General features: G+C 70.1%; 27 protein-coding genes and 2 pseudogenes. 21 read left to right on the top strand and 8 right to left on the bottom strand.

Translation table 11 applies throughout. From position 1 onward, the window contains the following. Window positions 1-147 precede the first annotated feature (147 nt). From ACQPYD_RS06400 to ACQPYD_RS06385, 4 genes and pseudogenes are all read right to left on the bottom strand, one after another. Window positions 148-3,891 carry a DUF4365 domain-containing protein gene (locus ACQPYD_RS06400; protein ID WP_433700188.1) on the bottom strand — a complete coding sequence of 1,248 codons (3,744 nt, stop codon included), beginning with the start codon at window positions 3,889-3,891 and terminating at the stop codon, window positions 148-150. A gap of 87 nt (window positions 3,892-3,978) precedes the next feature. Continuing rightward, window positions 3,979-4,260 (bottom strand): annotated as a pseudogene (locus tag ACQPYD_RS06395) (transposase); the annotation flags it as partial. A 73-nt stretch (window positions 4,261-4,333) separates the two neighbouring features. Next, window positions 4,334-4,675 (bottom strand): hypothetical protein, encoded by a 342-nt coding sequence (locus ACQPYD_RS06390; protein WP_433700187.1) that lies wholly within the window; start codon window positions 4,673-4,675, stop codon window positions 4,334-4,336. Window positions 4,676-5,410: 735 nt separating this feature from the next. Next, entirely contained in the window at window positions 5,411-5,770 is a 360-nt protein-coding gene (locus tag ACQPYD_RS06385; protein ID WP_267948549.1) for a hypothetical protein, read from the bottom strand. 447 nt (window positions 5,771-6,217) lie between these two features. Between ACQPYD_RS06385 and ACQPYD_RS06380 the strand changes: the two genes are divergently transcribed. Then, window positions 6,218-7,093: a DUF1963 domain-containing protein gene (locus ACQPYD_RS06380; RefSeq protein WP_433700186.1), complete on the top strand. Its 876-nt coding sequence runs from the start codon at window positions 6,218-6,220 to the stop codon at window positions 7,091-7,093. Here ACQPYD_RS06380 and ACQPYD_RS06375 read toward each other — a convergent pair. Further along, window positions 7,006-7,308: a DUF397 domain-containing protein gene (locus tag ACQPYD_RS06375; protein WP_433700185.1), complete on the bottom strand. Its 303-nt coding sequence runs from the start codon at window positions 7,306-7,308 to the stop codon at window positions 7,006-7,008. The genes ACQPYD_RS06380 and ACQPYD_RS06375 overlap by 88 nt on opposite strands. On the opposite strand from ACQPYD_RS06375, the pseudogene ACQPYD_RS06370 reads away from it, so the two are divergent. The 3 genes and pseudogenes from ACQPYD_RS06370 to ACQPYD_RS06360 all read left to right on the top strand — a co-directional run. Next, window positions 7,309-7,401 (top strand): annotated as a pseudogene (locus tag ACQPYD_RS06370) (IS5/IS1182 family transposase); the annotation flags it as partial. Window positions 7,402-7,718: 317 nt separating this feature from the next. Then, complete coding sequence (locus ACQPYD_RS06365) at window positions 7,719-8,420, top strand: AAA family ATPase (RefSeq protein ID WP_433700184.1); 702 nt, start codon at window positions 7,719-7,721, stop codon at window positions 8,418-8,420. A 252-nt stretch (window positions 8,421-8,672) separates the two neighbouring features. Then, window positions 8,673-8,882: a hypothetical protein gene (locus ACQPYD_RS06360; protein ID WP_433700183.1), complete on the top strand. Its 210-nt coding sequence runs from the start codon at window positions 8,673-8,675 to the stop codon at window positions 8,880-8,882. A 152-nt stretch (window positions 8,883-9,034) separates the two neighbouring features. On the opposite strand, the gene ACQPYD_RS06355 is transcribed toward ACQPYD_RS06360, so the two are convergent. Further along, window positions 9,035-10,477 (bottom strand): hypothetical protein, encoded by a 1,443-nt coding sequence (locus tag ACQPYD_RS06355; protein WP_433700182.1) that lies wholly within the window; start codon window positions 10,475-10,477, stop codon window positions 9,035-9,037. Between the two features lie 319 nt (window positions 10,478-10,796). After that, entirely contained in the window at window positions 10,797-10,937 is a 141-nt protein-coding gene (locus ACQPYD_RS06350) for a hypothetical protein (RefSeq protein ID WP_433700181.1), read from the bottom strand. 232 nt (window positions 10,938-11,169) lie between these two features. Between ACQPYD_RS06350 and ACQPYD_RS06345 the strand changes: the two genes are divergently transcribed. The 16 genes from ACQPYD_RS06345 (at window position 11,170) to ACQPYD_RS06270 (ending at window position 24,206) form a co-directional block, all read left to right on the top strand. Beyond that, complete coding sequence (locus tag ACQPYD_RS06345; RefSeq protein WP_433700180.1) at window positions 11,170-12,069, top strand: aminoglycoside phosphotransferase family protein; 900 nt, start codon at window positions 11,170-11,172, stop codon at window positions 12,067-12,069. A gap of 198 nt (window positions 12,070-12,267) precedes the next feature. Then, window positions 12,268-12,576, top strand: coding sequence for a gas vesicle protein (locus ACQPYD_RS06340; protein WP_267948540.1), 309 nt, complete (start codon window positions 12,268-12,270; stop codon window positions 12,574-12,576). 72 nt (window positions 12,577-12,648) lie between these two features. Then, the gene (locus ACQPYD_RS06335; RefSeq protein WP_433700179.1) at window positions 12,649-13,065 is read left to right on the top strand and encodes a gas vesicle structural protein GvpA; all 417 of its coding nucleotides are present in this window, start codon (window positions 12,649-12,651) and stop codon (window positions 13,063-13,065) included. After that, complete coding sequence (locus tag ACQPYD_RS06330) at window positions 13,062-13,793, top strand: GvpL/GvpF family gas vesicle protein (RefSeq protein WP_433700178.1); 732 nt, start codon at window positions 13,062-13,064, stop codon at window positions 13,791-13,793. Before ACQPYD_RS06335 ends, ACQPYD_RS06330 begins: the two co-directional genes overlap by 4 nt. Before the next feature lie 41 nt (window positions 13,794-13,834). Beyond that, window positions 13,835-14,083 (top strand): gas vesicle protein GvpG, encoded by a 249-nt coding sequence (locus tag ACQPYD_RS06325; RefSeq protein WP_330159192.1) that lies wholly within the window; start codon window positions 13,835-13,837, stop codon window positions 14,081-14,083. Window positions 14,084-14,104: 21 nt separating this feature from the next. After that, window positions 14,105-14,716, top strand: coding sequence for a hypothetical protein (locus tag ACQPYD_RS06320; RefSeq protein WP_433700177.1), 612 nt, complete (start codon window positions 14,105-14,107; stop codon window positions 14,714-14,716). Beyond that, on the top strand, window positions 14,703-15,932 hold the full coding sequence (locus ACQPYD_RS06315) for an SRPBCC family protein (protein ID WP_433700176.1): 1,230 nt from the start codon (window positions 14,703-14,705) through the stop codon (window positions 15,930-15,932). Before ACQPYD_RS06320 ends, ACQPYD_RS06315 begins: the two co-directional genes overlap by 14 nt. 106 nt (window positions 15,933-16,038) lie before the next feature. Further along, window positions 16,039-16,497: a gas vesicle protein gene (locus ACQPYD_RS06310; RefSeq protein WP_433700175.1), complete on the top strand. Its 459-nt coding sequence runs from the start codon at window positions 16,039-16,041 to the stop codon at window positions 16,495-16,497. After that, a complete protein-coding gene (locus tag ACQPYD_RS06305) occupies window positions 16,484-17,275 on the top strand; it encodes a GvpL/GvpF family gas vesicle protein (RefSeq protein ID WP_433700174.1) in 792 nt (263 codons plus the stop codon). The genes ACQPYD_RS06310 and ACQPYD_RS06305 overlap by 14 nt, the downstream gene beginning before the upstream one ends. Beyond that, window positions 17,272-17,577: a gas vesicle protein gene (locus ACQPYD_RS06300; protein ID WP_433700173.1), complete on the top strand. Its 306-nt coding sequence runs from the start codon at window positions 17,272-17,274 to the stop codon at window positions 17,575-17,577. The genes ACQPYD_RS06305 and ACQPYD_RS06300 overlap by 4 nt, the downstream gene beginning before the upstream one ends. Before the next feature lie 27 nt (window positions 17,578-17,604). Then, window positions 17,605-18,063 (top strand): gas vesicle protein K, encoded by a 459-nt coding sequence (locus ACQPYD_RS06295; protein WP_433700172.1) that lies wholly within the window; start codon window positions 17,605-17,607, stop codon window positions 18,061-18,063. Between the two features lie 344 nt (window positions 18,064-18,407). Next, window positions 18,408-19,244 (top strand): MurR/RpiR family transcriptional regulator, encoded by an 837-nt coding sequence (locus tag ACQPYD_RS06290; protein ID WP_433700171.1) that lies wholly within the window; start codon window positions 18,408-18,410, stop codon window positions 19,242-19,244. A gap of 75 nt (window positions 19,245-19,319) precedes the next feature. Continuing rightward, window positions 19,320-20,486, top strand: a complete 1,167-nt coding sequence (locus tag ACQPYD_RS06285) for an extracellular solute-binding protein (protein ID WP_433700170.1) — start codon at window positions 19,320-19,322, stop codon at window positions 20,484-20,486. 158 nt (window positions 20,487-20,644) lie between these two features. Beyond that, window positions 20,645-22,423: an ABC transporter permease gene (locus ACQPYD_RS06280; protein WP_433700169.1), complete on the top strand. Its 1,779-nt coding sequence runs from the start codon at window positions 20,645-20,647 to the stop codon at window positions 22,421-22,423. Further along, window positions 22,420-23,574 (top strand): ABC transporter ATP-binding protein, encoded by a 1,155-nt coding sequence (locus ACQPYD_RS06275; RefSeq protein WP_433700168.1) that lies wholly within the window; start codon window positions 22,420-22,422, stop codon window positions 23,572-23,574. The genes ACQPYD_RS06280 and ACQPYD_RS06275 overlap by 4 nt, the downstream gene beginning before the upstream one ends. Beyond that, window positions 23,571-24,206, top strand: a complete 636-nt coding sequence (locus tag ACQPYD_RS06270; protein WP_402914576.1) for a histidine phosphatase family protein — start codon at window positions 23,571-23,573, stop codon at window positions 24,204-24,206. The genes ACQPYD_RS06275 and ACQPYD_RS06270 overlap by 4 nt, the downstream gene beginning before the upstream one ends. A 171-nt stretch (window positions 24,207-24,377) precedes the next feature. Here ACQPYD_RS06270 and ACQPYD_RS06265 read toward each other — a convergent pair whose 3' ends face one another. Next, the gene (locus ACQPYD_RS06265) at window positions 24,378-25,061 is read right to left on the bottom strand and encodes a TetR/AcrR family transcriptional regulator C-terminal domain-containing protein (RefSeq protein ID WP_433700167.1); all 684 of its coding nucleotides are present in this window, start codon (window positions 25,059-25,061) and stop codon (window positions 24,378-24,380) included. A gap of 39 nt (window positions 25,062-25,100) precedes the next feature. Between ACQPYD_RS06265 and ACQPYD_RS06260 the strand changes: the two genes are divergently transcribed. Further along, the gene (locus ACQPYD_RS06260) at window positions 25,101-25,985 is read left to right on the top strand and encodes a CPBP family intramembrane glutamic endopeptidase (protein ID WP_433700166.1); all 885 of its coding nucleotides are present in this window, start codon (window positions 25,101-25,103) and stop codon (window positions 25,983-25,985) included. Window positions 25,986-26,013: the final 28 nt, after the last annotated feature.

The raw sequence follows: 26,013 nt of genomic DNA, 5'->3' as shown, positions 1-26,013 counted from the left end.
GCCAGGCCGCTCCCAGGAGGCCATGACCAGCCAGTCATAACTTCCATGACGAGCCGGCCATGGAGTCGCTGTACTCGCCGCTCACCCGAGTAACGGGAGGCGATCCCAGCACACACCACAGCCTCCACCAAACCCGACAGGAAGTACTCAGGTGTCGGATGAGAGAGAACCGAGCTCAGCGATGAGCGCACGCACGATCTCTTCAGATCTGGTAACTCCGGCCTTATTCAGCAACGTACGGGCCACAGGCAGTGCCAGGATCGGATCGCCGACACCATCGAAATCGCTAGCGACGCGGCGAGCGTTGCGACAGCCTTTGACGAAGTCTTCGAATACCGGTTCGCGAGTGAGGTTGTGTTCCCAACCGAGAAGTGCGAGAGTCGCCAGAAATTGGCTCGTTTCCTCAGGTGTCGACTTCCACCGCGCGGCACCCAACATCGCGGCATACTGCCATTCAGGAAGTTGTGTCGCGTCGGATTCGCTGACGGCCGCGTAAAGGCGCAGAAGCTGGCTGATCGGGTCAGTCTGCCAGCCCCACCAAGCGGGTCGAGAGATCGCCAAGGCGGCCGCTGCAGGAACCCAGTCGTCTGCTGATGCCTGCACGGTGAGTTGCTCGAAGGTAACCGGGGTATCGACCACGTACTCGGCAAGTAGTTCACCAGTGACACGCGCTGCGAATTGGACCGCCTCGTCGATTTCATCGGTTCCTGGTGCTGACTGAAGTCGTGCGTCACGTAGCACCTCGGCCAGAGCCAAAGTGGAGAAGGCTGCAACGCCGACGCTCCGAGCAAGTCGACGCACAGCAAGGTCATCGCACCATAGAGGCACGCACTCCTGCGCCGCCAACTCGATCGCGGCCGTCCACGGCGCATTCCGAATCATGTCCGACACGTCCCCGAACAACGTCGACGGAGCTACGTCCTTGGTCAACGTACGCCGGACCATAGCTTCCATCGCCTCGGTGCGCTCGCGCACAAGGCGATATTCCTCACCGGTTTGTTCGTAGAAGACTGGCCGCTCGGAACGGCCGTCCCATCCCAGTCTGCCCGAACTTGCTCCCAGAGTCTGCGCCTCGACTGATGCTCGCAGCACATCTTGCTTGGCCATGCGAGGCAGAAGCATGGTGGAAACCTGACCGGTGAGGATGTCTGTATCTGAGAGTTGGGAGAGCACGAGCAGAGTTGAGAGGTCTACGACTACTGGACCTCTTCTCGCCTTGACTGCGGCATCGATCTCGCCCTGGTGTTCGTCGTCGTTGACGGCGACGGCGACGAGCTGTCCCGCAGCTCGCCGCACCAGCACTGCGGTATAGGTGGTGTGGGCTGCGAGTGCCACCACGCCTGCGGGCAAGTGACCGCGAGCGATCTTGTCCAGCAGACCGGTGAGATCCGGTGGTGCGGAGCTTCGAGCCAGCTCTGTGAGCTTTTCCATCGCTTCTTCGGGCGAGGAGCTCTGGATGACCTGTGCACCGGTAGCCGCGCCGTGGGTCTCGATCAGCTCTTGGAGTACCTCGAAGGCACGTCGGTGCAGTTCAGTGGGCACCATGGGCCGGTCATCGGTAGGGGCTGTTTCCAGGATGCTGCTCTCGTTGTGGGAGCTATCCGTCTTGGCCGTGCCCTCGTCGGTAACGGTGCGGGTCGCTGTTACGAGATGCGTCAGCAGGCCCGTTGCCAGGTCAGGGGTGTCGGAGAATCGAGAGGCCAGAGCGATTGCCTCTGAGGCGATGGCGTCATCCCATGCGACGTTGATCATCGCAGTCGCCCATAGGCGCGCCTCGGCCTCGGAACGGCACTGGGGTCGATGGCGGGAGATGGTCGCTGCGGCACGGTCCCCAGCAGCTCCGAAGATCTGAACCTCGACGAGGTTCCACACCAATAGATCCGGAGAAGGATTCTGGTATGTGAGTGCAGTCGACAGGGTTGACTCTGCTTCTGACCACTGTTGAGCATCGATCGCGAGCTTCGCCAAGCGGGTGGCGAGCATGAGTCGCTCAGAGGGCGCCTCCTCAATCCTCAAGGCCTCACGTAGGACGCTTTCGGCTCGTTCGGCCGCGTCGTTATCAAAAATGAGCAGGGCACGTCGTGTCAGGAACTGGGAACTTCGGAACCGCTCGAAGGCCGCAGCGCAGGCCTCAGCGGCATCATCAACATGGCCCATGGATACCAGTGTCTCGACCAAGTGCTCTGCGGCGCTGACATCCTCAGAAGCCAGGGAACGCAGCAGAGCCTGCCCTTCCTCGGGACGTTGCTGAAGGACAAGGATCGCCTTCGGCAACCGCTGAGTGCCTGTTGGGAGGATGCCATCGCGCATAAGTGGATCGAGACGATCAGTGACATCGACGCCCAACGTGGCAAGGCGATGCACCGACTGGGCGACCGCTTCCCAGTCTTGATCGGCCTCGGCTCGGGCGAGCTCTTCAGTCCACAGCTTCTTCGTCTCCAGTTCGGTCAGCTCAAGGAGACCAAGCTGCGCCTTTGCAACCTGGTCTTTGGTGCTGCCCGTCATCTGAGCCATCACCGAATCGACAAGCTCGGAGGAGCCGTGGAAGTGCGCGGCTGTCAGCGCGTACCGCAACAGGACCGGATCGTTGGCTTCCCCAGGGCTAGCTGTTCCGTGCGGCGGCGGAAGCAGCCACCGCAGTGTAGTGCTGTGTTCGCCACGAATCGTGAGCACTCGTGCAAGGCTGACCAGCAGATCAAGTGTGGGTCCCTCCCACTGGCGACGCTGCTCGACAGCGGTGCTCAACAATTCCCCTGCCTGCGTCGTGTCGTCGACTTGGGCATCGTTGGTCACGGAACGTTGTACGTAGATTTGCGCTATAAGCGCCATGACTTCGGTCACGTCTGGTTCGAGTGCCAACGCGCGCTCAGCGTGGCGGAGTGCCCTGACCGGGTCGCGGGCTCGGAGCGCTTGTTCGGCGAGGAAGGTCTGCGCAGTTGCATTCGTGCTGATGCCCGTGCCTCCGGCGGCAAGGACTGCATCGATGCGCAGCGGAGAGGCATCACCGTCCGGGTGTTCAAGCCTAGCCTCGACGATTGCTACAAGCACGTCTGCGCCACCGCGTTCCCGAGCCGCTTTCACCAGCTCGCCTGCTCTGGTCCGGTCCTGGACAGAGCAGTAAAGGGCAGCAGCAGCCAGACGTCCTCCAGTCGTCTCACCACCGGATTCCGCCGCGATCTCCAGTGCGTCGGCGGCTTCGCGCATGGCGTCGTGGTTGGCGCAGTAAGAGGCCAGTGCGCGCCAGGGCCAGGAACTCTGGGTGCGCATCCACGTCGGTCGCGCGGTCATGAGCGCTTGGGCGGTACCAGCCGGGTTTGCACGGCCTTCGGCAAGGTGCAGTGCAACGAGTTGGCCTTGCGCACTGCCTGCGCCCTCGGTCTCGATCAATCGGCGTACCGGAGGTGGGAGCACTTCGAGATTTGCCTCGTACCGCTCAGCGGCACGTTGTTCTAAGCCGCTCGCGGCCAGCTCCCAGGCTTCCGCAGCCGTGTCCAGAGTCTGGCCCACGGGGAGCGTCACCGCGTAACCCTTCTTGGTCTGTCGCTCCGTCGAGGGGCTGATGCGCTGCCAATAGGCTGTTCGACTGTCCAGATCGACCATGACGACCATCACCGGCAGGGCGTGGCCGAGCCACAACTTCCGTTCGCGGGCGGAGTAGTAGAAGGCCCAGCCGTCCTTGACACGCCGAAAATGCGAGTGGCCGGACTTGATCTGTACTGCGATCAAGCGCCCCGTCCCATGGCCATCGACAGCGACCTCGACCTGGCCGTCGACGCCTTGGTCCACGACCGTCTGCTCCCGAAAGATCCAGCCCAGATCGTGGGAGACGATGAAGTCCACGATTGACGTGCCGGCGCGGTCGGTGAGTGCAGTGCTGGCGTGTCCCGACATCCCGACTCCTACGGTCGAACGAGCTTACGACTTGACTGTATTAGCTAGGCACAGCTCGTGAGCTTCGATCACCTCCTAATGGAGTTGTCAAGCCGCGAGTGTGACTGGAGGTGAAGGTTGATAGCACTGTCCGTTACGAATGAGCGCCCACAACACGTTGACTCGGCGGCGCGCCAACGCCAGTAACGCCTGGACGTGCCGTTTGCCCTCGGCGCGCTTGCGGTCGTAGAACACACGCGAGGCCGGACAGCAGCGGATGCTGATCAGCGCGGAGGTGTAGAACACCCGTTGCAAGCCGCGATGGTAGCGGCGGGGCCGGTGCAGGTTGCCGCTCACCGTCCCGGAGTCGCGCGGCACCGGAGCCACACCACCCACTGGTCCGGCAGACAGACGACGCTCGGCAGCCGTGTCGCATCGGGGGCGAGAAGGAGAAATAGTTGCCCTACCCCTTCCCTAGAGCCTTCAGATGAGCGCGCAGCTGTTCCACGTCGACCGTGCCGCGGATGGTCTTGACCCCGAACAGATAGGTGAAGTCAGCGGAGATCCGTGCGTCGGGGCCCGATCCCGTGCCGGTCTCGGGCTGGTTAGTGAAGGCGATGGTCTCCAGGGTGGCTCCGCCCGGGGCTCGAGATCGGATCTCCTCGGTCAGGGACAGGCCGATCCGTTCGAAGAGAGCATGGAGGAGGTGATGCCGTCCGCCCTGGTTGTAGGTGGAGGACAGCGGCGTGGACGACATGAGCGCCGTCCCCTGCGGATGCGTGGCCGCCTCTTCGCGTTGTGACACGAGGTAGCTCCCAGCCCATATGGACATCGCAAGGTGCCATCGGACGCCGCCTACCGCCGGCTCGTGCTCCGTTTATGCTCCGCAGTTCCGTACTAACACGACATCAGACGGCATCACACGGCCTCAGACGGCGTGTCGGATCGGATGAGATGACAGGAAACGTTACGTAGCGACGCGCCACGTTAAGTAACCATCGAACTTCTAATCCGATGGCCGCAGGTTCGAATCCTGCCGGGTGCGCCACAAAACCCCAGGTCATACGGGGTGTTCGAGGACTCCGCGAGGGGTCCTCGTCGTGTTTTCGGGTGCTGTGTGCTCCTGGCGTGCTCCCCAGTGCAAGGTTCAGTACAGGTGGAGGCCCACCTCGCGGAGCACTTTGCCTGAGCGTGACCCTGTGGGCCCGGCCTGGGGCGGCCCTGTGTCCGCCCACCAGCGCCCTGGTAGTGCCCTGACACCGCACGGGGGCGAACATAGCCCACCGGCCATGTCCGCCCCAAACACCACACGTTAAGGGGTTCCCGAGCGTGCCAACCCAAGGGCCCCGGCATGGGCACCGCTCCGGACATAACTTGCGGTCGTTCACACCACCGCTTCTGTCACCTCAGGGAGCATCGGCCTGCAGGTGTCCTGAAAGCGTGGTCGTGTGCATCAACTCGTTCGCACCACCTTCATGCCCGGCTCCGCGGCCAGCGCGAGACACCGCCGTAACGCAGAACGGAAGATGCCAGCCCTGCGTTAAACGCCGCGATCGGTCCGCGGGGGAGCATCTGGCTGCGCGTACACCCCGGCCGGACCGATCACCAAGTGCTGATGGCCCTGCGGAGCGGTCTCGACGGCCTCCTCGATGTGGACGAGAAACAGCCGCAGCGCACCAATCTCAGGAGCAGCGCCGGGGAATAGTTCACTGATGCCCTCCATGGACCGCAGGTGCTCTCCCAGCGTCGGCGGGTCCACATGCAGCATGTACGGCGGGTTCAGATCACGGCCCTGCCACCGGCGAAGCAGAACACCTCTCCGGTGGGTGGCCTCGTCGGCTGAGCCGTCATCCAGGTTGAGACGGTGCACGAGTTCGGTGAACAGGTATGTGTCGTCCATAAGCCCTCCAGCGCCTACCCGCGCCGGGGGTAGGCAGTGATGATGTTGCGTGACTCGTTGGCAACGGAGACCAAAGGCCGGTAAGTACTGACAACGTTTCCGTCACTGTCTCGGATCTGCACTGGCGCCGTGAAAGCATAGGTGTCGTTCCCGGACTTGTAGGTAGCGGATTCAGGCGCGATCAGAATTTGCTCGATCGCGAAGTCAGCGAACGACCTCCAGTTGTCGTCCATCCGAACGGCGATGGCGACGAGTGGCACTTGGAAGACAGGGCTGACCATGCTCCCGGAGAGGGAATGCGACCTCGCCCGGGAGCCGCGCGGCTTCCTGGAGGCGGATCGCCGGGATGGTCCACGGTGATCGACCACTCGCATCCACCATGGACGACCCATCCCCGCCAACACCCTGCCGGCACAGCCGCGTCGAAAAGGGCCTATCTTCTCGGGTATGGATCATCAGGGAGAGTTTCGTCGGGCAGCGCTGGAGTCGGGCATCCCGGACGACGAGATCAACAGGTTCAGCCAACACCTTCGTTTGTCGATCGGATTGTCCGCGCGTGGCGATGGTCCTCCGGTCGGGCACATCGGTGGGGTGCCCCGGCTGCCGGTGGGCATGGAGTGGCCGTCCGCCGGGGACATTCCGTTGCCGTTGCTCCTCTCCGTCGATTGCGGGGCGCTGCCGAGGGTCGACGGCTTCGACCTGCCGGCAAACGGGACGCTGCTCTTCTTCGTCGACAAAGAGATGGACTGCGAGGGACCGCGGGCCGATCCGGGACAGTACGCACGAGTCGTGTATGTGCCGGACGGCACCGAAACGGCGGTCGCGGAACCCCCCGACTCCGCGTGTGTCGACGAGCGGATCGACGTCTGCGCCGACGGGCTCAGAGCCGCTCTCCCCCTTTGGCTCGAGGAGGGCGACGAGGACGAGGAGGGCTGGCACGAGTTCTGGGAGGATCTCGAGTGGGACGACATGTCACCCTTCCAGCAGCGGTTGGCCCGGTACATGGAGCGTGAACTGCCGCACCTGGACGAACTTCGGTCTCTGGCCTACGGCCTCTGGTCGTCCGGCGCCTACTACGTCATCGGCGGGTACGCCGATGACGATGCGACGGTCAGCAGCATCACGGCGAAGACCCTCGCTGGGGGAGAGTGGTTTTCCTCTCTGGACGAGGACGCGCTCCGGCTGGCGAGCGACTGGATACCGCTCGCCAGCGAAGGGGGCGTCTACGAGGAGTACTACACGAAATTCATGATCCGCCACGACGACCTGGCCGCCGCCCGGTGGGACAAGGCGCTGACCGTGACCAGGTTCGATGCCCCGTGACCAGGTTCGACGCCCCCCGGAGGGCCGGCGAAGGCTGTCCAGGCGTCCGCTCCGACGGCCACGATCGGGCCGGCAGGGTTCTTGCCGTCGCGGACGGGAACGGTGGGGCAGGCATCGCTCCTGCCTCTGACCTGGGGCAGTTGGGCTGACAACGTGGTGAAGCCCCTGATAGAGGGGTTTTCGACCAGGAGAACCGTCTCAACCAGAGACTTCACGTGCTTGTCTGCCCGGTGGGCGTCGACGTGTCCAGCTCTGCCCTGCGCTTCCTCACCCGGCAATTGCGGCGGTACCGCCGCAAGATCGGCTCTTCAGGCAACCAACGTTCTCCGCGACCTGCGGCAGGCGGTGGCGAAAGCCGTCCATGGCCTCCCGAAACCCCGTCGGGAACCAGGGGCCTTCAACAACCCTCCCGGACCGTTTCCCGAACGCGGACTCCTCATCTGTGGGTTCAAGTCGTGGCCCCTGGGGCTGACTCTCGTATGGCGGGAGGCGATCCCGGCACGCGCCGCAGTGGGGAGCCCTGCATTTTCCGGAGCCGCCGATGCCCGGTAGCGTCATGACATAGGTGACGCGGCCGCTGCAGAGCCGCGCCCCACCGGCGCGAAGGTCGGAGGAGCTGCCGAAGATGTTCCAAGGGCTGGCGCGGTACGTGCCCACGGTGAATGACGCGACAGTGCGCGGCATGGTCTACCCCCGGCGGTCCCTGGTCCTGGTCGCCGGGGTGCCCGGGGCCGGGAAGAGCACCCTGCTGCGGCGGCTGTTCGGACTCCGCGAGAACGAGGAGCGGACCGTGCTCACCTCGGAGGGTGTGCGGGTGATCGACTCGCTGCAGTCGCGGTACCAGCTGGGACCGCTGCTCGGTCGGATCCCCTACCCGCTGTGGCGCTGGGTGGTGCACGTACTGCACCTGGTCCGGGTGGCCGCGGCGCTGCGCGGCGGCCCGGTGGTGCTGCACGAGTGCGGGACCCGGAGCCCGGTCCGCGTGCTGCTCGCCCTGCTCTGCCGGCTCCGCCGGTACGAGATGCACGTGGTGATGATCGACGCCACTCCGCAGGAGGCCCGCAACGGGCAGGACGCCCGGGGACGGCGGGTGACCGAGCGCAGCCACCGGGCGCATTCGCGGCGCTGGCGACGGCTGCGCGCGGTCACCCGGCACAGGCCCGCGGCGTTTGCGCCGGGCGTGCGCAGTCTGCTCGTACTCGACCGGCATCGGGCGCAGGAGCTGGCCTGGATCCGTTTCGGTCCCCGCGCGGACACCCGTGGTCCCCTACGCACCACGGCGGAGTCGCCCCCTGAACAGCGTGGACTCGTGATGTCCGACACCTAGTGGCACCGGCCGGTCGAACGCACCCCGGACCGGGGGCCGCGCAGCAGCGCAGCCCGGGAGATGTCGTCCCTGTGCCGGACGCCGGGCCCGGGGCGGGGCCCCGTGTAGGCCGGGCCGCCCGGGAGGGCGAAAACCGGGCGGATACGCTGCTGAGCGGAGAAGGCCGCGGATTTCACGGCGATGGATTCTCTGCTCGACTGCACTCTCGCGGCGTACGTCCGCGACCCCGGCGAACGGTGAAGGTGGACGGCCATGGACAAGCCGCGTGGGAAGGACTCGTTCTCGTTGCTGTACAGGACGGGATTCCGTATCAACTACGCGCTCCTGCACGTCATGGGCCCGGCGTCCCAGTCCCCCGAGACCGATCCGCAGAACCGGGCGAAGAAGGAGTACGAGCGTCGGCGTGGACTCCACCGGGCGTGGAAGGCGCACCGGCGGTCTGGGGCGCACGACCGCGCATGAGGCGTGCGCCGACTCCCGGACCCCCGCGATCAGCAGGGGGCGGTGCGCCCGGCCGCCCCGGTCCGGCGGGTCTTCGCCCGCCACGATCGGACAAACGGGGAACACGGCCCGGGCCGGCGTCGAGCACCCCCCGGGCCGTGGCCTCCACGGGTTCAGACCGCCCCGGAAGCAGGGTCGAGTCGTCCGATCAGGGCCGACATCCTCTCCCTGGTCTCGGCGTGCGGTTCCTCGGACTCGGCCAGGCGGAGCACGGATATCGCCTCCGTCGGAAGGGACCGTTCCTGCCACGCCTCCAGAGCGCCGATCGCCGCCGAACGCGCGCCGATGCAACGATTGCGCAGTCCGGCACGGACGAGCGGCCAACCCGCACCCGGGGTTTCGGCCATACAACGCAGGACGCCCTCTAGAGCACGATCGTTCTCGTACCCGGGCCCCACCGACGACGCCTCGGACGGGCCTGTCGTCAGCTCGTCTGTCGGCAACAAGGCCTCGGCGAGTCCCACGAGTTCGTTCACACGCCCAGGGGCGACCCAGCGGAAGGCCCAGTGCCAGGCGAAGGAGTCCTGTGGTGCGATGCGCAGACGTCGAAGGACATCGTCGAACGGTCTCATCCCCAGGCGGTCGGCCGCCCCCAGCGCAATGCCGAAATCCTCCCCCTCGGGCTCGGCCAGGTGGACGCGGACCCGCTCCTCCCATTCCGGACGCTCCAGTATCTGCGCGAACTGTCGTCCGAGCCGGGCGACCTCGTGGACCGGGTGCCCCGATCCCCCGGGGTCGCCGAGGAGGTGGTCACGGATTCCGGCCAGGTGTGCGAGGCGGCTCAGGGTGGCGGGTGCGGCATCGACCAGTTCGGCGTAGCGTTCGAGCGCGGCGAACGCGTCCGGGTAGTCGGCCAGGCCTTCGGCCGGACCACCCTCGGACCGGGCCATGGCGCTGAGGATGCCGCCGGCCCCATCGAGCAGTTCGTCATCCACTTCCCCTTGTGTCCCGTCACCGGTAAGGGCTCCCAGCAGCCCCCCGTTCACCGCGGCGAAGTGGGCGAGGTACTCGTCCGTGACACCGTTGCGGAACCCCTCACGCAGCAGCCATGCGCGGACGGCGGGGTCGGTGGTGCCCTCCAGCCGCTTCACCGCGTGGATGCGGCCCCACCCCGTGGCCCGTCGGGCGAGACAGAACAAGTTCGGCTCGGGGGCGGGTACGGCACGTCGCAGCGCGACAGCCGCATAGAGGGTGAACTCGTCCAGCGACCCGAGCAGGACGAGGAGCTCTCGCTCCCGCTCATCTCCGCACAGGCCCAGCAGTGCGAGCGCGATCTTGACCGCGTTGCGGTGGGTGCCGTGCTCGGCTGTCCACCTGGCGAGCACCCGTGTACGGCGACGGGACACCTTGCGTGCAGCGAGTGGTTCGAGGAGGTGGTCGACGACCGTCAGGGCGTCGGTGTCGGCGAGCGCGTCGTGGAAGAGCTGCGCGGCGGCGGTGTCAGGAGGTTCCCCGACGATGCGGGCGATGGTCTCGGCAAGTGTGTCGGCCCGCTCCGTCTCCGTGCCGGCCCCGAAGTGGTGGGTGCGGATCCCGTCGAGGACGAGGCTGCTCATCACGGAGTTGGCCCAGTCGGGGGGATCGTCGGGAAACGGCCGGCCGTCGTTCGGCCAAGGCGGTTCGCCATGCTCGGCGAAAAGAGAGGTGATGTGTTGAAGAAAAGTGGATCGTCCGTCGGCGGGGTCGCCGAGGGTCCACTCAGGGGCCCTCAAAGGCCCGGGCGGAGGCCGCCCTTCCATGCGATGTGCGTCATCATGACGGCAAGGGTGGCCTATTTCCCTCCCGAGTGCAAGGCCGGATCATCTGATCCTCCACACGTGGACGGGTAGGAGCCGTAGAACCGGCATGACGTACGGCGAGCTCACCTCACGCCCCTCAACACCGGCGGATCGGAACGCTCGTCCGATCAGGAGCCGTGTCGGCCGCCCCGCTGTCGAGGCCGAGCCTGCGTACGAGCTCGGCGAACGCACCCGCCTCGTCCATGAGCCCTCCGGCGCCTCGCCGTTCCGGGCTCATGCTGCAACGATGCCACGCGCACCGTTGGCGACGCCGACCGGAAGCCGGTAGGTCCCGACAAGGTTCCCGACGACACGGCCCGTGGATGCGGCGTGGAACGAAGCGCCCGGGTCCGGTTGGGCCGATCCGCCGGAGTCCCCGCGGTGCGACGGTCCCGGAGGGTGGGCGCCGGATAGGGAGCCGGGCCGGAAAACGGGGTGCGCCGCCGGGCGAGGGTGGCCAGACTGGGTCGATGGACATGCACGAGGGCCAGGTCGCGGTGTCCGCGGAGGCGGCCGCCCGCATCGTCGCCGCCGAGTTCCCGGAGTGGGCCGGTCTACCGCTCGCGCCCGTGCTCCCCGGGGGCACGGACAACACCGTGTTCCGCCTGGGCGAGGGGTTCTCGCTGCGCTTCCCGCTGCGGCCGGGGGTCCCCGGGGAGATCGGCCGCCGGCTGCGGGCGGAGGCCGCGGCCGCACGCGAGCTGTTCGGGCGCACACGGTTCGCCACCCCCGAGCCCGTGGCGATCGGGGGGCCGCAGGAGGGGTATCCGCTGCCGTGGGCAGTGCAGACCTGGCTGCCGGGGACCCCGGCCGACCGGCTCGCCCCGGGCGGGAGCACGGGGTTCGCCCTGGACCTGGCCGAGTTCGTCCGCGGGGTACGGGCCGTGGACACACGCGGCCGGGCGTTCCGGGGGGCGGGTCGCGGCGGCCGGATCGGCGACCACGACGCGTGGATGCGCACCTGCCTGGAACGCAGCGAGGGGCTGCTGGACGTACCGCGCCTGCGCGGGCTCTGGGAGGGGATGCGCGAGCTGCCCCGGGGCGGGGAGCCCGACCTCATGTGCCACGGAGACCTGATCCCCGGCAACCTGCTGGTACGGGACGGGCACCTGGCCGGGGTCCTCGACGTCGGCGGCCTGGGGCCGGCGGACCCGGCACTGGACCTGGTCTGTGCCTGGCACCTGCTCGACGAAGGGCCGAGGCACGCGTTCAGGGAGGCCCTGGACAGCGGCGACCAGGAGTGGGAGCGCGGCCGGGCCTGGGCCTTCCAGCAGGCCATGGGGCTGGTCTGGTACTACCGGTACGGCAATCCGGCCATGAGCCGCACGGGGCGGCGGACCCTGGAACGGATCACCGGCGCGGCCCGGTGAGCGTGCCGGGCCGGACCGTCCCGCGCACCGCCCCCGGCGGGGTCTCCCGCAACCGGCTCCGCGCCTCCGGCCCGGTGGAACACGCCCTTCTCCCCCGCCTCTGACCAGCGGGACGTTTTGCCCGGAATTTTCGTGGTAGTGGTTAGTCCTGAGGGCAGGAAGAACGAATTCGGACAATGGCCATTGGACAGGAGATCCATGAGCCAAGACAACGGAAGCGAAGGCCGTCCCCCGCCTCGCTCCCCAGGCAGAAAATCAATGATGGAACGCTTGCGGGAGGCCCGGGAACAGTTCGAGGAGATCACCGGGATCGAAGTCGAAAGCGTTTCCAGTTTCGAGCGGGACGGCGAAGGATGGAGCCTGAACCTGGAGACACTCGAGTTACGACGCGTCCCGGACACGGTGAGCATGCTGGCCACCTATTCCGTGGAACTCGACTCGGACGGTGAAATCCAGGGCTATCGGCGCGTGAAACGCTACACGCGAGGCCGTTCCGACGGGACATGACCCCATTTTCTGCGCACTGGACAGGAGTATCTGCCCTTCGGTTCTTCACTGACGAAAAGGAGCACGATTCCGATGACCGTGATGCAGCAGTCCTCCGGCGGGGGCCGGAGTTCCGGCAACCTCTACGAGGTCCTGGAACTCATCCTCGACAAGGGGCTGGTGGTCGACGTGTTCGCGAGGGTTTCCCTCGTGGGCATCGAACTCCTCACCGTCGACGTCCGTATCGTGATCGCGAGCGTCGACACCTACCTGCGCTTCGCCGAGGCGTGCAACCGCCTGGACCTGACCAACAGCGGCGGAGCCGGGCTCCCCGACCTGGTGAACGGCGGCATGGAGAAGGGCGCGCGCAGCAAGTCCAAGGGCGCGCTCTCCGGCGCCGCCGAGGCCATATCCGAGTCCTTCTCCAAGGGGCAGGACGACGAGAGGGGCGAGGAGAAGGCCCCGGCCCGCTCCCGCCGCCGCGCCTCCGCCAAGAAGGAGGACGAATGAGCACGTACGTCTACGGGATCGTCCGCGACGACGAGTCGCTCGACCACCTGAAGCTCACCGGGGTCGGCGAGAGCCCCGCCCCCCTGCGCTTCGTCCGCGCCGGCGGCCTGGCCGCGGCGGCGAGCGACGCACCCGAGGGGCTCCGCGCCAAGCGGCGTGACCTGACGGCCCACCAGGACGTGCTCCAGGCCCTGGCCCAGGGGCACGGCGTCCTGCCACTGCGCTTCGGCGCGGTGAGCGCGGACGACGAGGCGGTCGCGGCCGAGCTCGACCGCGGGGCCGACCACTACTCCGAGCTGCTCGCCCGGCTGGCCGAGCGGGTGGAGTTCAACGTCAAGGCCACGCACATCGAGGAGGCGGCGCTGCGGCTGGTGCTCCTCGACGACGAGTCGCTCCGGGCCAGGAACGAGGCCCTGCGCGCCTCGGGCGGCGGCACGCCCGCCGAGCAGATGGAGTTCGGCGAGCAGGTCTCCCAGGCCCTGGAGGCCCTGAGGCAGCGCGACGCCGAGGCCGTCACCCGGTCCCTGGCCGAGCACGCCGAGCGCGTGGCCATGGGCCCGCTCGTGGGCGGCTGCCTGGCCAACGTCTCGGTCCTGGTCCGCAGGGAGCAGACCGAGGACTTCCTCCGCGTCGCGGGTGAGCTCCAGCAGAAGTGGGGGACCCTCCTGGAGATCCGGGTCAACGGCCCGCTTCCCCCCTACAGCTTCGTGACGGCTCCGCCGCGCTGAACCGGGGCGCGATCGCCCCGGCCCGAACGAGAGGAGGGCACATGGGCCTTCTCCGAGCGATCCTCACCGCTCCCGCCGTCGCTCCGGTCCGGTTCGCGGACTGGACGGCGCGCCAGGTCCTGGAGGCCGCCGAGCGGGAGGTGTACGACCCCTCGCGGATCCGGCAGCGCCTGGCCGAACTGTCGGAGCGGTTCGACCGGGGCGAGCTGTCCGCGGACGAGTTCGACAGGCTCGAGGACGAGCTGCTGGACGAGCTGGAGGAAGCCGAGAGGTACCAGGGTCTCCGATAGACGACATTGAGGTGTGAACCCGTGAGTGACACGGCGAAAATCGTGGCCGCCGCCGTAGGCGGTTACATCCTCGGCCGGAAGAAGAAGCTGAAGCTCGCCCTAGGGCTCGGCCTCTACCTCGGCGCGAAGAAACTCGACATCAAGCCCCAGCTGCTCGCCCAGGGCCTGCTGAAGGAGGTCTCCTCCCTGCCTGTGGTGGGCGAGCTGAGGAACCAGTCGCGGGAGCAGCTGCTCAACGTGGGCAAGGCCGCCGCGGGCAACCTGGCCGGCAAGTGGGCGGGCTCCCTGGCCGACTCCCTCAACGACCGGACCGAGAGCCTCCGGTCCGGCGCCGCCGACACCGTCTCCGGCGCCGGGAAGAGCGCGGCGGACACCGTCGCCGGCGGGGCGGAGCGGTCCGACGGGGACGGGGCCCGCGAGGACGACGAGGACACCGCCGCGCCCTCCTCCGGGAAGGCCTCCGAGGGGTCCTCCCCCGAGAAGGGGCGGCGCAAGGCCAAGGTGAAGAGGACGGCGCCGGTACGGGCCGCGGCGGGCGCCGCAGGGAAGGCGGGCAGCGGTACGCGCAAGGCCGCCCAGCGCAAGCGCCCGGCACGCAAGGACGGCGAGGGGGACGGTGATGGACGTGGCTGAGTCCGACGGCCCCCTGGCCCGCCTGCGCTCCGCCGCCGACAGGAACGAGGGCACCTCCAAGCTCGCCGACGCGGTCCAGGACTACGTCAGCGCCAAGGCGAGCAGTGTGGTGACCGGCGCCGCCCGCAAGCTCGGCAGCACGGTCGAGCGGTTGTCCGGCGAGGGTGTCGCCGGCGCCCCCGTGGTGGGCGAGGTCGGCCGCAAGCTCGTCCGGGGCGAGGGCCCGGTCAAAGCCGTGGTCTCCGGTGGGGCCAAGGGCCTCAAGAACAAGGCCGGGAAGGCCTTCGGCAAGGGAGGCGGGGGCGGCAAGCCCCCGAAGAGCGTCAACATCGTCGAGGACATCGACGTCGGCGTCCCCGTGCGTGTGGCCTACAACCAGTGGACCCGCTTCCCCGACTTCGGCTCCTTCGCCAAGGGCGTGCAGAGCGTGGAGAAGACCGGTGACACCACCTCGCACTGGAAGGGCAAGGTCTTCTGGTCGAGCCGGAGCTGGAAGGCCGCCGTCACCGAGCAGGTGCAGGACCACCGGATCGCCTGGTCCACGGAGGCCGCCAAGGGCACCATGAAGGGCGCGGTGACCTTCCACCCCCTGGGGAAGAACCTCACGCGGGTCCTGCTGGTGGTGGAGTACTACCCCAAGGGCCTCTTCGAGCGCACCGGCAACCTCTGGAGGGCCCAGGGCCGACGCCTCCGGCTGGACCTCAAGCACTATCGGCGCCAGGTCATGATGATGGCCCTGTCCGAGGCGGAGGAGATGCGAGGCTGGCGCGGGGAGGTGCGCGAGGGGGAGGTCGTCCTCTCCCACGAGGACGCCCTGGAGCTCGAGGAGGCCGGCCTCTCCGAGGAGCAGTGGGACGAGCTGGCGCGGCTGGACGAGGACGAGGCCGCCGAACTCGCGGAGCTGGACCCGGAGGAGCGGGAGCGGCTCGCGGAGCTGGACCCCGGCCCCCCGCACGAGGACGACCCCGAGGACGAGGACGACCCCGACGACGGGGAGGAGCCCGACGAGGACGAGCCCCGGGACGAGGACTCGGAGGAGCCGGAGGAGGACCCGGAGGAGACCGACGGGGAACTCCTCGACGAGGAGCCCGAGGACGAGGAGCCCGTTGATGAAGAGCCTGCGGACGAGGATTCTGATGAGGCGGACGAACAGGACCTGGACGACGACGAGGAGTACGTCGACGAGGACGAGCCCCGCGCCGGCGAGCGCTCCTGAGCCGGGCGCCCCCGGAGGGCCGGGGGCCGGGGCTCCGAAGCCGACGGAGGCGTGCCCGTGACCCGCACCCGTGCGCCCCGGCCCGGTGCGGAGGAAGGGGGGACCCGTGAGTGAACCGACCCCGTGGCGCGGCGAGCCCCGGCAGATCCGCTCCTCCGGGGGCTCCTCGTCCGCCAACCTCGCCGACGTCCTGGAGCGCGTGCTCGACAAGGGCGTGGTCATCGCCGGCGACATCAAGATCAACCTCCTCGACATCGAGCTCCTCACCGTCAAGCTCCGACTCCTCGTCGCCTCGGTGGACAAGGCCAAGGAGATGGGCATCGACTGGTGGGAGCACGACCCCGCGCTGTCCTCCCGCGCGATGAAGCGGGGGGACGAGGAGCTGGAGGAGGAGAACCGGCTCCTGCGCGAGCGCATCGCCGCGCTGGAGGAGGGGCGGGCGCCCCGGGTCGCCGCGGACGGGCGGGCGGACGCCTCCCCCGAGGACGCGGCCGGCGCAGCCGCGCGGGGAGGCGGGGCCTCCGGGACCGGGGCAGACGGCGAGGAGGAGCATGGACAGGGCTGAGTACGCGAGCTACGTCTACGCCGTGTGCCGTCCCCTCGGGGCCGGTGCGCTCGACGGGGCGACCGGGGTCGGGGGGCATCCGGTGCACCTCGTGGCCGAGGGCGACCTCGCCGCCGTGGTCAGCGCCGTCCCCCTGCACGAGTTCGACGAGTCGGCCCTCCAGGCCAACCTCGAGGACCTGCGCTGGTTGGAGGCGGTGGCCAGGGCGCACCACGGCGTCGTCGACAGGACCGCCCGCCGGACCGTGGCCGTGCCCCTGAGGCTGGCGACGGTCTACCGCGGGGACGGGCGCGTGCGCCAGGTGCTCCGGGAGGAGCACGCGTCCTTCGACGCCGTCCTGCGGCGGCTGGAGGGCTGCGTCGAGCTGGGGGTCAAGGTCTACGCGGAGACCGGAGCGCGCCGTCCCGAGGACGCGCCGCCGGCCGAAGCCGCGCCTCCGGGCGAGAGCCCGGGCAAGGCGTACCTCCGCAGGCGCAGACAGCAGCGCGAGAGCCGCGACGACGCCTGGCAGCGGGCCGCGCGGCTGTGCGAGGAGGCCGACGAGGCGCTGGGAGCGCTGTCCCGGGCCCGCGAGCACCACCGGCCCCAGGACTCGGCGCTCTCGGATGCCCCCGGAGAGAACGTCATGAACACCGCCTACCTGGTGGAGGACGCCCGTGTGGAGGCCTTCCTCGACACGGTGCGCGAGCTGGACTCCCGGGCGTCGGCGGGTACGCGGGTCGAGGTCTCCGGGCCGTGGGCGCCCTACTCCTTCGCCTCCCCGGGGGTGGGCGTATGAGTCCGGTGGAGGGCCCGGGCGCCCGCGACGGGTCCGCGTCCGGCTCCGCTCAGGGCCCCTACTCGCTCACGCGCATGCTGGACGAGGACCACCCCCTGGCCAACCGCGAGATCTCCCTGGTCGACCTGCTCGACCGCGTCCTGGCCAAGGGGGTGGTGATCACGGGGGACCTGACCGTCTCCATCGCCGACGTCGACCTGGTCCGGGTGTCCCTGCGCGCGCTGGTGTCCTCGATCAACGAGGACGTGCCCTCGCCGTGGGAGCACGGCCATCCCCTGGCCGGATGGATCCGTCAGGACTGACACCCGACCTCACCGAAGGGGGACAGCATGGCAGGAGGAGCCGGGGACTCCCGGCAGCACACGGCGGGGGCGGTCGTCCGCGACCTGGACGGGGCCTCCGGCGCCGACGGAGGGCGCGACGTCCTGGGCGAGCTCCAGAACGCCCTGGACGGCACGGCCCGGGGCGGGGAGGCCGCCTCCGGGCCCCGGACGGAGCAGCAGAGGCTGCGCCACAGGATCGAGACCGAACCCGACACCGTGGAACGCGACCTGATCAAACTGGTGCTCACGGTGGTGGAGCTGGTGCGCCAGCTCATGGAGCGGCAGGCCCTGCGCCGGGTGGACCAGGGCGACCTCACCGAGGAGCAGGAGGAGCGCATCGGCATGACCCTGATGCTGCTCGACGAGCGGATGACCGAGCTGCGCGAGCGCTACGGCCTGTCCGCCGCCGACCTCAACCTCGACCTGGGGCCGCTGGGTTCCCTGCTCCCCGGCGGCGACGGCTAGCCGGGACCGTTCCAGGGCCCGCCGAGCCCGCCGAAGGCGTCCGCAGGCGCACCCCGGGACCGTCCCCCGGGGCCCGCGAGCGCCGAGCCCCGGGGGGTCCCCTCTCACCGCGCCGCCCCGCCCGTGAGACCCGACCGGGCGGGGCGGCGCGCCGTCCGCACGGGAGCCCCGTGCCCCCGCCGTCCGGAGGGCGGCCCCTCGCGTCCGGGGCCGCGGGCACGTCGGGCCTGGCAGGGGCCCCTCCTCCGCGGGACCGGGCGCCCGTCCGACCTGGGGGTGAAGGCTCCATGAACCGCAACTTAAATTGCAGAAGGTCATATTCACGCAATTAAAATTGCTGTAGCGTGACTGTCGTGAACTTCCACGAGCGTGTGAACGAGTACCGCGACCGGCTGACCAAGTCGGACCGCGTCCTCCTCGACGAACTCCTGGCCCACCCGGCGGAGGCCCCGCTGTGGCGGGGCGGGGACGTCGCCCAGCGCGCGGGGGTGCACCCCGCCGCCGCCACCCGCCTGGCGCAGCGCCTGGGGTACCAGGGGTACCTGGAGCTGCGGGACGACCTGCGGGAGGACCGCGAGGCCCACCTCAACGGCGCCGGCGACCGGTTCCGCGCGGAGCTCCGGGGAGAGGGCCGCGTCCTGGACACGCTCCTGGCCACCGAGCTCGAATCGCTGGCGGCCGTCGGAAGGCACGTGGACCAGTCGCAGATCGACGAGGTCGCCGACCTCCTGGTCGGCGCGCGCGTGGTCCACCTCTTCGCACGGGGCAACGCGGGGATCCTGGCCGAGCTCCTCGACGGACGGCTGCGGCGGTTCGGGATGCACTCCGTCAACCTCGTCGGCCCCGGGCGCGAGGTCGCCGAACGGGTGCTGGCGATGTCGGAGTCCGACGTCGTCGTGTCCTTCGCCTTCCGCCGCGCCCCGCGCAACCTCACGGACCTCTACGCCCGGGCGTCCGCCGTGGGCGCCCGCTCCGTCCTGATCACGGACACCCTCCACACCCTCGACCCCGCCCCGACCACCGTCCTGTCCGCCCCGCGCGGACACCAGGAGGGCTTCTCCTCCCTGAGCGTCCCGATGATGATCGCGAACGCCATCGTGCTCACCGTCGCCCAGCGGCACCCCGACGTCATCCTCCCCGCCCTCGACCGACTGGACGGCCTGCTCACGGACTTCGGCTGACGCCCCGGCCGCGGTCCCCCGGCGCCCGTGTCCCCCCTCCCCCACCTGCGCGAGAACTGACACAAAGGACCTGTCATGCGCTTTTCGAGAATGCTCTCCGCCTCCGTCGCCCTCCCCCTCGCCGTCTCCCTCGCCGCCTGCGGCGGCGGCGCCCCCCAGGCCCCCGCCGCCGACGGGGGCGCGGGCCCCCACGAACTCGACGACGCCACCCACGAGGAACTCGTCGAACTGGCCGCCGAGGAGGGGGAGGTCACCGTCTACTCCTTCACCTCGCGCATCGCCTCGGTCGAGGAGGCGTTCGAGGCGGAGTACCCCGGCGTCGACCTGATCGGCCACGACATCTCCTCCTCCGAGCAGATCACCCGGCTGCGGTCCGAGTCGCAGGCCGGCACCCCGTCGGCCGACGTCGCCTACATCTCCGACGCCCCGGTCGTCATCACCGAGCTCGTCGCGGGCGGCATCCTCCAGAACTACGTCCCGCCGCGGGTCGGGGAGACCGTTCCCGAGGAGTACCGCCGACCGCTGCTGGCCAACCGCCTCTCGACCAAGGTCCTCATGTACAACGAGGAGGCCCATCCCGACGGCACCCCGGTCGGGAACCTGTGGCAGCTGACCGAGGAGGAGTGGAACGGCAGGGTCGTCATGGTCGACCCCGCGGTCCGCGGGGACTACCTCGACCTCGTGGCCGAGATCGTGCGGCAGTCCGAGGCGATGGCGCAGGCGCACCTGGACCACTTCGGGACCGAGATCGTCCTCGACGACGGCGTCGAGAACGCCGGGCAGCAGTTCGTCAAGGACCTGTACGGCAACGGGCTGGTCCTGGTCGACGACACCGACAACGTCAACCAGGCGGTGGGCGCGGCGGGCCAGGACGACCCGCCGGTCGGCTTCACCTCGTACTCCGACCGCCGGGACAACGAGGAGGAGGGCTGGGCGCTCCAGGCCTCCCTGGGGACCGCCCCCTCGCCGGGGATCACCTTCCCGGCCTACATCGGCATGGTGCGCGACTCCGACAGCCCGGCCGCCGCCCGGCTGGTCGCGGACTTCCTCATGGGCGACGACTCGGAGACGGGCGGCCCCGCCTTCGACCCCTTCTACGTGCCCGGCGACTACCCGGTGCGCACCGACATGGCGGCCCCCGAGGGCGCGGTCTCCCTCGGCGAGCTCGGCGCCTGGGACATCTCCCCCGAGGAGACGGCACAGATCCGCGACGACGTCGCCGACTTCCTGCTGACCCTGTAGGCCGCGTTCCGCGGACCGTTCCGGGCCTCGCGAGAGCCGAGCCGGCCGGGAGCGTCCGCGGGACGCGTCCCCGGGCGCGCGCCCCGGGCACCCCCACCGCCGCACGCCACCGCAGAACACGCCCCGGCACAGTTCCCCCGTCCCGGAGAGAGGACACCATGAAGAGGGCACCCGCCCCCCGCCGCACGACGGTCGGCAGCACGGTGGCCCGTGCGCGGACCGCCCTCGGGCAGCCGACCGCCGTGCTGGGAGCCGGCACGCTGCTCGTCCTCGCCGTCCTCGTGGTCGCGCCGCTCCTCGGGCTGGTCAACACGACCCTGACGGCCGGCAACCGCGAGGCGTGGACGGACGTCTTCGCCAGCCCGATGTCGGAGAACCTCCTGTGGAGGCCGATGGGCAACTCGGTCCTCATGGGGATCGCCACCGCCGCCGGCTCCACGGTGATCGGCGGCTTCCTCGCCTGGGTGGTCGTGATGACCCGGCTCCCGGGGCGCGGGATCCTCGGCCTGCTGGCGACGATCCCGTTCGCCCTGCCGAGCTTCGCCCTGGCGCTGGCGTGGGAGTCGGTCTTCCGCAACGACCTGATCGGCGGTTCCACCGGCATCCTCATGAACCTGGGGATCCCCGTCCCCGACTGGCTGGCCTGGGGGCCGGTGCCGATCGCCGCGACCCTGACGGCCCACTACTTCTCGCTGTCGTTCATGCTCGTCGCCGCCGCCCTGGCGAGCGTCAACGGCGACCTCATGGAGGCCGCGGAGCTGACGGGCGCCCCGACGATGCGCGTGGCCCGCGACATCGCGCTGCCCGTCGTGGCCCCGGCGATGGTCTCGGGCGCCCTGCTCGCCTTCGCCGAGGGCGTCTCCAACTTCGTCACACCCGCGCTCCTCGGCCTGCCCGTCCGGTTCCACACGCTCTCGACCCGCCTGTACGGGGCGATCTCCACGGGCGACGTCTCGCGCGGGTACGTGCTGTCCATCGTGCTCATCCTCGTGGCCGCGATGATCATGTACGCCTCGACGAGGATCACGGGCGGCAGGCGCAGTTTCGCGACGATCACCGGCAAGGGCGGCCGCCGCCGGGGCGTCGACCTGGGACCGTGGGCGCGGCCGGTGGCCGCGGTCGCGTGGCTGCTGGTCACCTGCACCACTGTCGTCCCCGGCCTGGTGCTCGTGTTCAGCTCGCTGACCCTGCGCACCAACGACTTCTCGTCGGGGCTGACCCTCCACTACTGGATCGGCGGTTCCGACCCCGCCCTCGCCCAGGGGCAGCGGGGCATCCTGAACAACCCGCAGATCCTCCAGGCCACCTGGAACACCGTGCTCCTCGGGGTGTGCGTCGCGGTCTGCGCGGGCGTCCTCGGCCTGCTCGTCTCCTACGTCATCACCCGCTCCGGCGGGCCGAGGTGGCTGACGGGGACCATGGGCGTCCTCTCGTTCGTGCCGTTCCTCATCCCCGGCATCGCGCTGGGCGCCGCGTTCATCGCGCAGTTCGGTGCGCCCATCGGTCCGGTCCCGAGCCTGTACGGGACGTTCGCGATCCTCGTGCTGGCCGGGATCGCGGCGACGATCCCGTTCGCGGTCCGGTCGGGCACCTCGGCGCTGGGCCAGGTGTCCAAGGACGTCGAGGAGTCGGCGGTGATGGCGGGGGCGGGGCTGTTCCGCAGGATCGGCTCCGTCATCGCACCGCTGACGGCGCGCGGCCTGTTCACGGGAGGGGTGCTCGTGTTCGTCCAGATGGTGCGCGACCTCTCCCTCGTCGTGCTGCTGGCCACCCCGGCGATGCCCGTCCTGGCCGTCCTCACCTACCAGTACTCGTCGGAGAACTTCACGCAGTCGGCCAACGCGGTCACCGTCGTCATCGCGGTGATATCGGTTGCGGCGACCATCATCGCGCGGCGCTTCGAGGGCGCCGCCCAGCCCTGGAACTCGAACTCATGACCTCCACGATCGGCACCGATCGGGCGGAAAGGACCGGCATGCGCTCCGAGGCGTCTTCGGCCTCCCTGACCATCACCGACCTCCGGAAGGACTTCGGCGGCACCGCGGCCGTCGACGGCATCTCGGTCGACGTCCCGGCGGGCTCCTTCCTCGTCCTCCTCGGCCCGTCCGGCTGCGGGAAGACGACGACCCTGCGGATGCTCGCGGGTCTGGAGAACCCCACCGGCGGCGAGATCCGGTTCGGGGACCGCGTCATCGCCCGGGGCGACGGCACCGCGGCCGTGGCGCCCGCCGAGCGGGAGGCCGGCCTGGTCTTCCAGTCCTACGCGCTGTGGCCGCACAAGACGGTGCGGCAGAACATCGAATGGCCGCTGACCGTCGCGAGGTGGCCGAAGGAGGAGCGCCGCTCCCGGGGCGACCGGGTGCTGTCGATGCTGGCGATCTCCGACCTCGCCGACCGGTACCCGGGGGAGATCAGCGGCGGGCAGCAGCAGCGCGTGGCGATCGCCCGCATGATCGCGCCGCAGCCCAAGGTGCTGCTCTTCGACGAACCGCTGTCCAACCTCGACGCGAGGCTGCGGGTCGAGACCCGCGGGGAGCTCATGCGCGTCCACCGCTCCAGCGGCGCCACGAGCGTCTACGTCACCCACGACCAGGTCGAGGCGATGACCATGGCCACGCACATCGCGCTCATGAAGGACGGCCGGATCGAGCAGTTCGGCACGCCGCGGGAACTGCTGGAGTCGCCGCGCACGGCGTTCGCCGCCACGTTCATCGGCACTCCCCCGGCCAACATCGTCGAGTGCCGGGTCCACGAGGGGAGGCTGCGGGCGTTCGGCGTCGACTGCGGCGCCGCCCCGCCAGCGCCCGGGGGCGGGACCGTCAGGGCGATGTACCGGGCCGGATCGGTCGGGATCGCCGCCGACGCGTCGGAACCGGGGTGTGTGGAGGCGGTGTTCGCCGACCAGGTGCCGATGGCCGACAGGTGGGTCCTCGGCGTCGACCTCCCCGACGGGACGCGGATGCACGTCTCCCGCGACACGCCGGTCGGACTGCTGCCCGGCGACGCTCTCGGCGTGCGCCTGCCGTCGGCGCCGGACGCGTACTTCGACGCCTCCGGTGAGCTCCTGGACGCGGGGGTGGCCGGATGATGCGGCTTCTCCTGGTCCGCCACGGCGAGACCGCGTGGAACGAGGAGCGCCGCCTCCAGGGGCAGCGCGACGTCGGGCTGTCCGAGGCCGGGCGGCGGCAGGTCTCCGCCCTGGCGGAGACGGTCGGGTACCTGGCCCCCGGGTACGTCGTCACCTCGGGCCTGCGCCGCACGCGGGAGACCGCGGAGGTGCTCGGCGTCCGTCCGGACGCGCGCGACCCCCGGCTGAACGAGGCGTACCTGGCCGGGTGGGAGGGGCGCTACTCGGCGGAGGTCAGGGCGGAGGACGGCGGCGTGTACGCCGCGTGGCGCGCGGGGCGGTTCCACCCGCCGGGGGCCGAGAGCTTCGGCGAGCTGACCGACCGGGTGGTCGCCGGGCTCGACGCCGCCGTGCGGCGGGCCGCGGACGGCGGGCACGAGCTGCTCATGGCGGTCACCCACGGCGGGCCGGCGCGGGCCTTCCTGACGGCCGCCGTCGGGCTCGACCCCGCCCGCACGGTCCCGAGCCACCCGGCCAGCCTCAGCATCGTCGACGTCGACCCCGGGGCCGCGTCCCTCCTCGAACCGGGGGCGGCCAGGCTCCGGCTGTTCAACTACTCTCCGGCGATGTCGCCGCTGGACCCGCCGGACTGACGGCCGCGGGACGGGGCCGGCCCGGGACCGCCCGTGACGGGGAGGGCGTGCGGGGCCGGTCCCGGAGGGCGTGCGCCGGAACGGCGCGCGGCGGCCCACGCCCCGGAAGGGAGCCGGCCCCCTCGGGCGTGCGCGCCGGAACGGCCCGCGGCCCCGGCGGGGCGGGACCGCCTACCCCGACCGGCGGGCCCTGACCCCGTCCAGCACCAGGTCCAGCACCTGGTCGAAGTAGTCGTTCTCCACGGCGAGGGCGTCCGGCTCCGACACGGCGGCGGCGACCGCCTCGTCGTGCTCGCCCGAGTCCCTGGAGCGCATCGCGCGCACCGCGACCGCGGACGTGGCCGCGCCGAGCATCTGGTTGGACACCGCCCGGATGGCGACCGCCTGCTCCTCCTCGCTCCCTCCGCACTGCTGGAGCGCGGCGATGATCCTCCTCGAGAGCGCGACCGCGTTGGGCCCGACCAGGGGCCGGGCTCCGGCGAACTCCGCGGCCCAGGCGTGCGCGGTCAGAGCCGCGTAGAACCGGTACGCGGTCTCCTTCACCGCGGCGTCCCAGGGGGCGTCGGGGCCCGGCAGGACGGCCGCGGCGTCGGCCAGGATGCCGTCCACCGCCAGGTCCACGAGGTCCTCCCTCCGCTCCACGTACCAGTAGAGGCTCGTCGCGTGCACGCCGAGTTCGGCGGCGACCTTGCGCATCGTCAGCGCCGAGGCGCCCTCCCGGTCCAGCAGCCCGATCGTCGCGGTGACGATGCGCTCCCGGGTGAGCGCCGGCTGGGTGCGGCGGCGGCGCTCGGGGCGGCTGAAGACGCTGTCGAACTGCTGGTCGGATCGTGGTTCTGCCATGTCCGACAGCATACAACTGATCATACGTTGTAGGCCTTTCTTAAACAGTGTATGTTTCTCGGCATGAAGAACGAGCACCTCTCCACGCACCCCCGTCCCTCCGCCCCTTCCGCTCCCGCCCCGGACGCGGCGCGGACGACCGTCCTCGCACCGCGCGGCCTCACCGCCTTCCTGGTGATCGCCTTCGCCTTCTCCTGGATCGCGTGGTGGGGAGGCGCCCTCCTGCTCGACGGCGCCAACCCGATGCCGGCCGTGCTCGTCGGCAGTTTCGGTCCGATGGTGGCGGCGGTCCTCGTCACCGCCGCGACCGGGGGCAGGTCCGGGGTGGGCGCCCTCTTCCGGCGGTACGCGCCGCTGCGCAGGGGCGGGATCACGCCCTACGCGATCGCGGTGCTCGTGGTCCTGGCCATCGCGGCCTCCGGTGTGGTCGCCGTCCGCCTGCAGGGGGCGGCGGTGGACGGTGCCGCGCTCGACGCCGCGCTGATGGCGATCCCCGTGCAGTTCCTGCTCATCGCCCTGGTCGGCGGCGGCAACGAGGAGCTGGGCTGGCGCGGATTCGCGCTGCCGCGGCTCCAGGGCTCGCTGCCCCCGCTCGCGGCGAACGCGGTCCTCGGCGCGGTCTGGGCGGTGTGGCACGCCCCCCTGTTCTCCATGGCCGGCACGCTGCAGGCGCAGATGTACTTCCCCGCCTACGCCCTGCTGTGCGTCGGACTGACGGTCGTCCTCGGCCACGTCTTCAACTCCTCCCGCGGCGGCGTGCTCGCCCCGGTGATCGCCCACACCGCGATCAACGTCGTCTCGGGCCTCAAGGGGGCCGCGGTGGGAGACCCCGCCGGAGCCCCGGAGGTCGCACTGGTCGCCCTCGTCGCGGTGTTCCTCGCGGTGGTCACCCGCGGCCGCCTTGGACTGCGCGGGACCGACGCCCCCCGGCGCTAGAACCCTCCCGACCGCGCATGCCGGCGCC

It is taken from the genome of Nocardiopsis sp. CA-288880 (genome assembly GCF_050955985.1).
GTDB lineage: Bacteria > Actinomycetota > Actinomycetes > Streptosporangiales > Streptosporangiaceae > Nocardiopsis > Nocardiopsis tropica.
The sequence above is the reverse complement of the archived record's forward strand: the minus strand, read 5'-3'. Positions and strand labels throughout refer to the sequence as shown.

Coding starts and splice junctions, on each gene's coding strand:
- ACQPYD_RS06380 (WP_433700186.1), top strand. CDS start 6,218: ATGGATCATCAGGGAGAGTTTCGTCGGGCAGCGCTGGAGTCGGGCATC.
- ACQPYD_RS06340 (WP_267948540.1), top strand. CDS start 12,268: ATGAGCCAAGACAACGGAAGCGAAGGCCGTCCCCCGCCTCGCTCCCCA.
- ACQPYD_RS06335 (WP_433700179.1), top strand. CDS start 12,649: ATGACCGTGATGCAGCAGTCCTCCGGCGGGGGCCGGAGTTCCGGCAAC.
- ACQPYD_RS06330 (WP_433700178.1), top strand. CDS start 13,062: ATGAGCACGTACGTCTACGGGATCGTCCGCGACGACGAGTCGCTCGAC.
- ACQPYD_RS06345 (WP_433700180.1), top strand. CDS start 11,170: ATGGACATGCACGAGGGCCAGGTCGCGGTGTCCGCGGAGGCGGCCGCC.
- ACQPYD_RS06275 (WP_433700168.1), top strand. CDS start 22,420: ATGACCTCCACGATCGGCACCGATCGGGCGGAAAGGACCGGCATGCGC.
- ACQPYD_RS06260 (WP_433700166.1), top strand. CDS start 25,101: ATGTTTCTCGGCATGAAGAACGAGCACCTCTCCACGCACCCCCGTCCC.
- ACQPYD_RS06325 (WP_330159192.1), top strand. CDS start 13,835: ATGGGCCTTCTCCGAGCGATCCTCACCGCTCCCGCCGTCGCTCCGGTC.
- ACQPYD_RS06385 (WP_267948549.1), bottom strand. CDS start 5,770: ATGGACGACACATACCTGTTCACCGAACTCGTGCACCGTCTCAACCTG.
- ACQPYD_RS06280 (WP_433700169.1), top strand. CDS start 20,645: ATGAAGAGGGCACCCGCCCCCCGCCGCACGACGGTCGGCAGCACGGTG.
- ACQPYD_RS06365 (WP_433700184.1), top strand. CDS start 7,719: ATGTTCCAAGGGCTGGCGCGGTACGTGCCCACGGTGAATGACGCGACA.
- ACQPYD_RS06305 (WP_433700174.1), top strand. CDS start 16,484: ATGGACAGGGCTGAGTACGCGAGCTACGTCTACGCCGTGTGCCGTCCC.
- ACQPYD_RS06300 (WP_433700173.1), top strand. CDS start 17,272: ATGAGTCCGGTGGAGGGCCCGGGCGCCCGCGACGGGTCCGCGTCCGGC.
- ACQPYD_RS06355 (WP_433700182.1), bottom strand. CDS start 10,477: ATGAGCAGCCTCGTCCTCGACGGGATCCGCACCCACCACTTCGGGGCC.
- ACQPYD_RS06270 (WP_402914576.1), top strand. CDS start 23,571: ATGATGCGGCTTCTCCTGGTCCGCCACGGCGAGACCGCGTGGAACGAG.
- ACQPYD_RS06265 (WP_433700167.1), bottom strand. CDS start 25,061: ATGCTGTCGGACATGGCAGAACCACGATCCGACCAGCAGTTCGACAGC.
- ACQPYD_RS06315 (WP_433700176.1), top strand. CDS start 14,703: ATGGACGTGGCTGAGTCCGACGGCCCCCTGGCCCGCCTGCGCTCCGCC.
- ACQPYD_RS06285 (WP_433700170.1), top strand. CDS start 19,320: ATGCGCTTTTCGAGAATGCTCTCCGCCTCCGTCGCCCTCCCCCTCGCC.
- ACQPYD_RS06350 (WP_433700181.1), bottom strand. CDS start 10,937: ATGAGCCCGGAACGGCGAGGCGCCGGAGGGCTCATGGACGAGGCGGGT.
- ACQPYD_RS06360 (WP_433700183.1), top strand. CDS start 8,673: ATGGACAAGCCGCGTGGGAAGGACTCGTTCTCGTTGCTGTACAGGACG.
- ACQPYD_RS06295 (WP_433700172.1), top strand. CDS start 17,605: ATGGCAGGAGGAGCCGGGGACTCCCGGCAGCACACGGCGGGGGCGGTC.
- ACQPYD_RS06400 (WP_433700188.1), bottom strand. CDS start 3,891: ATGTCGGGACACGCCAGCACTGCACTCACCGACCGCGCCGGCACGTCA.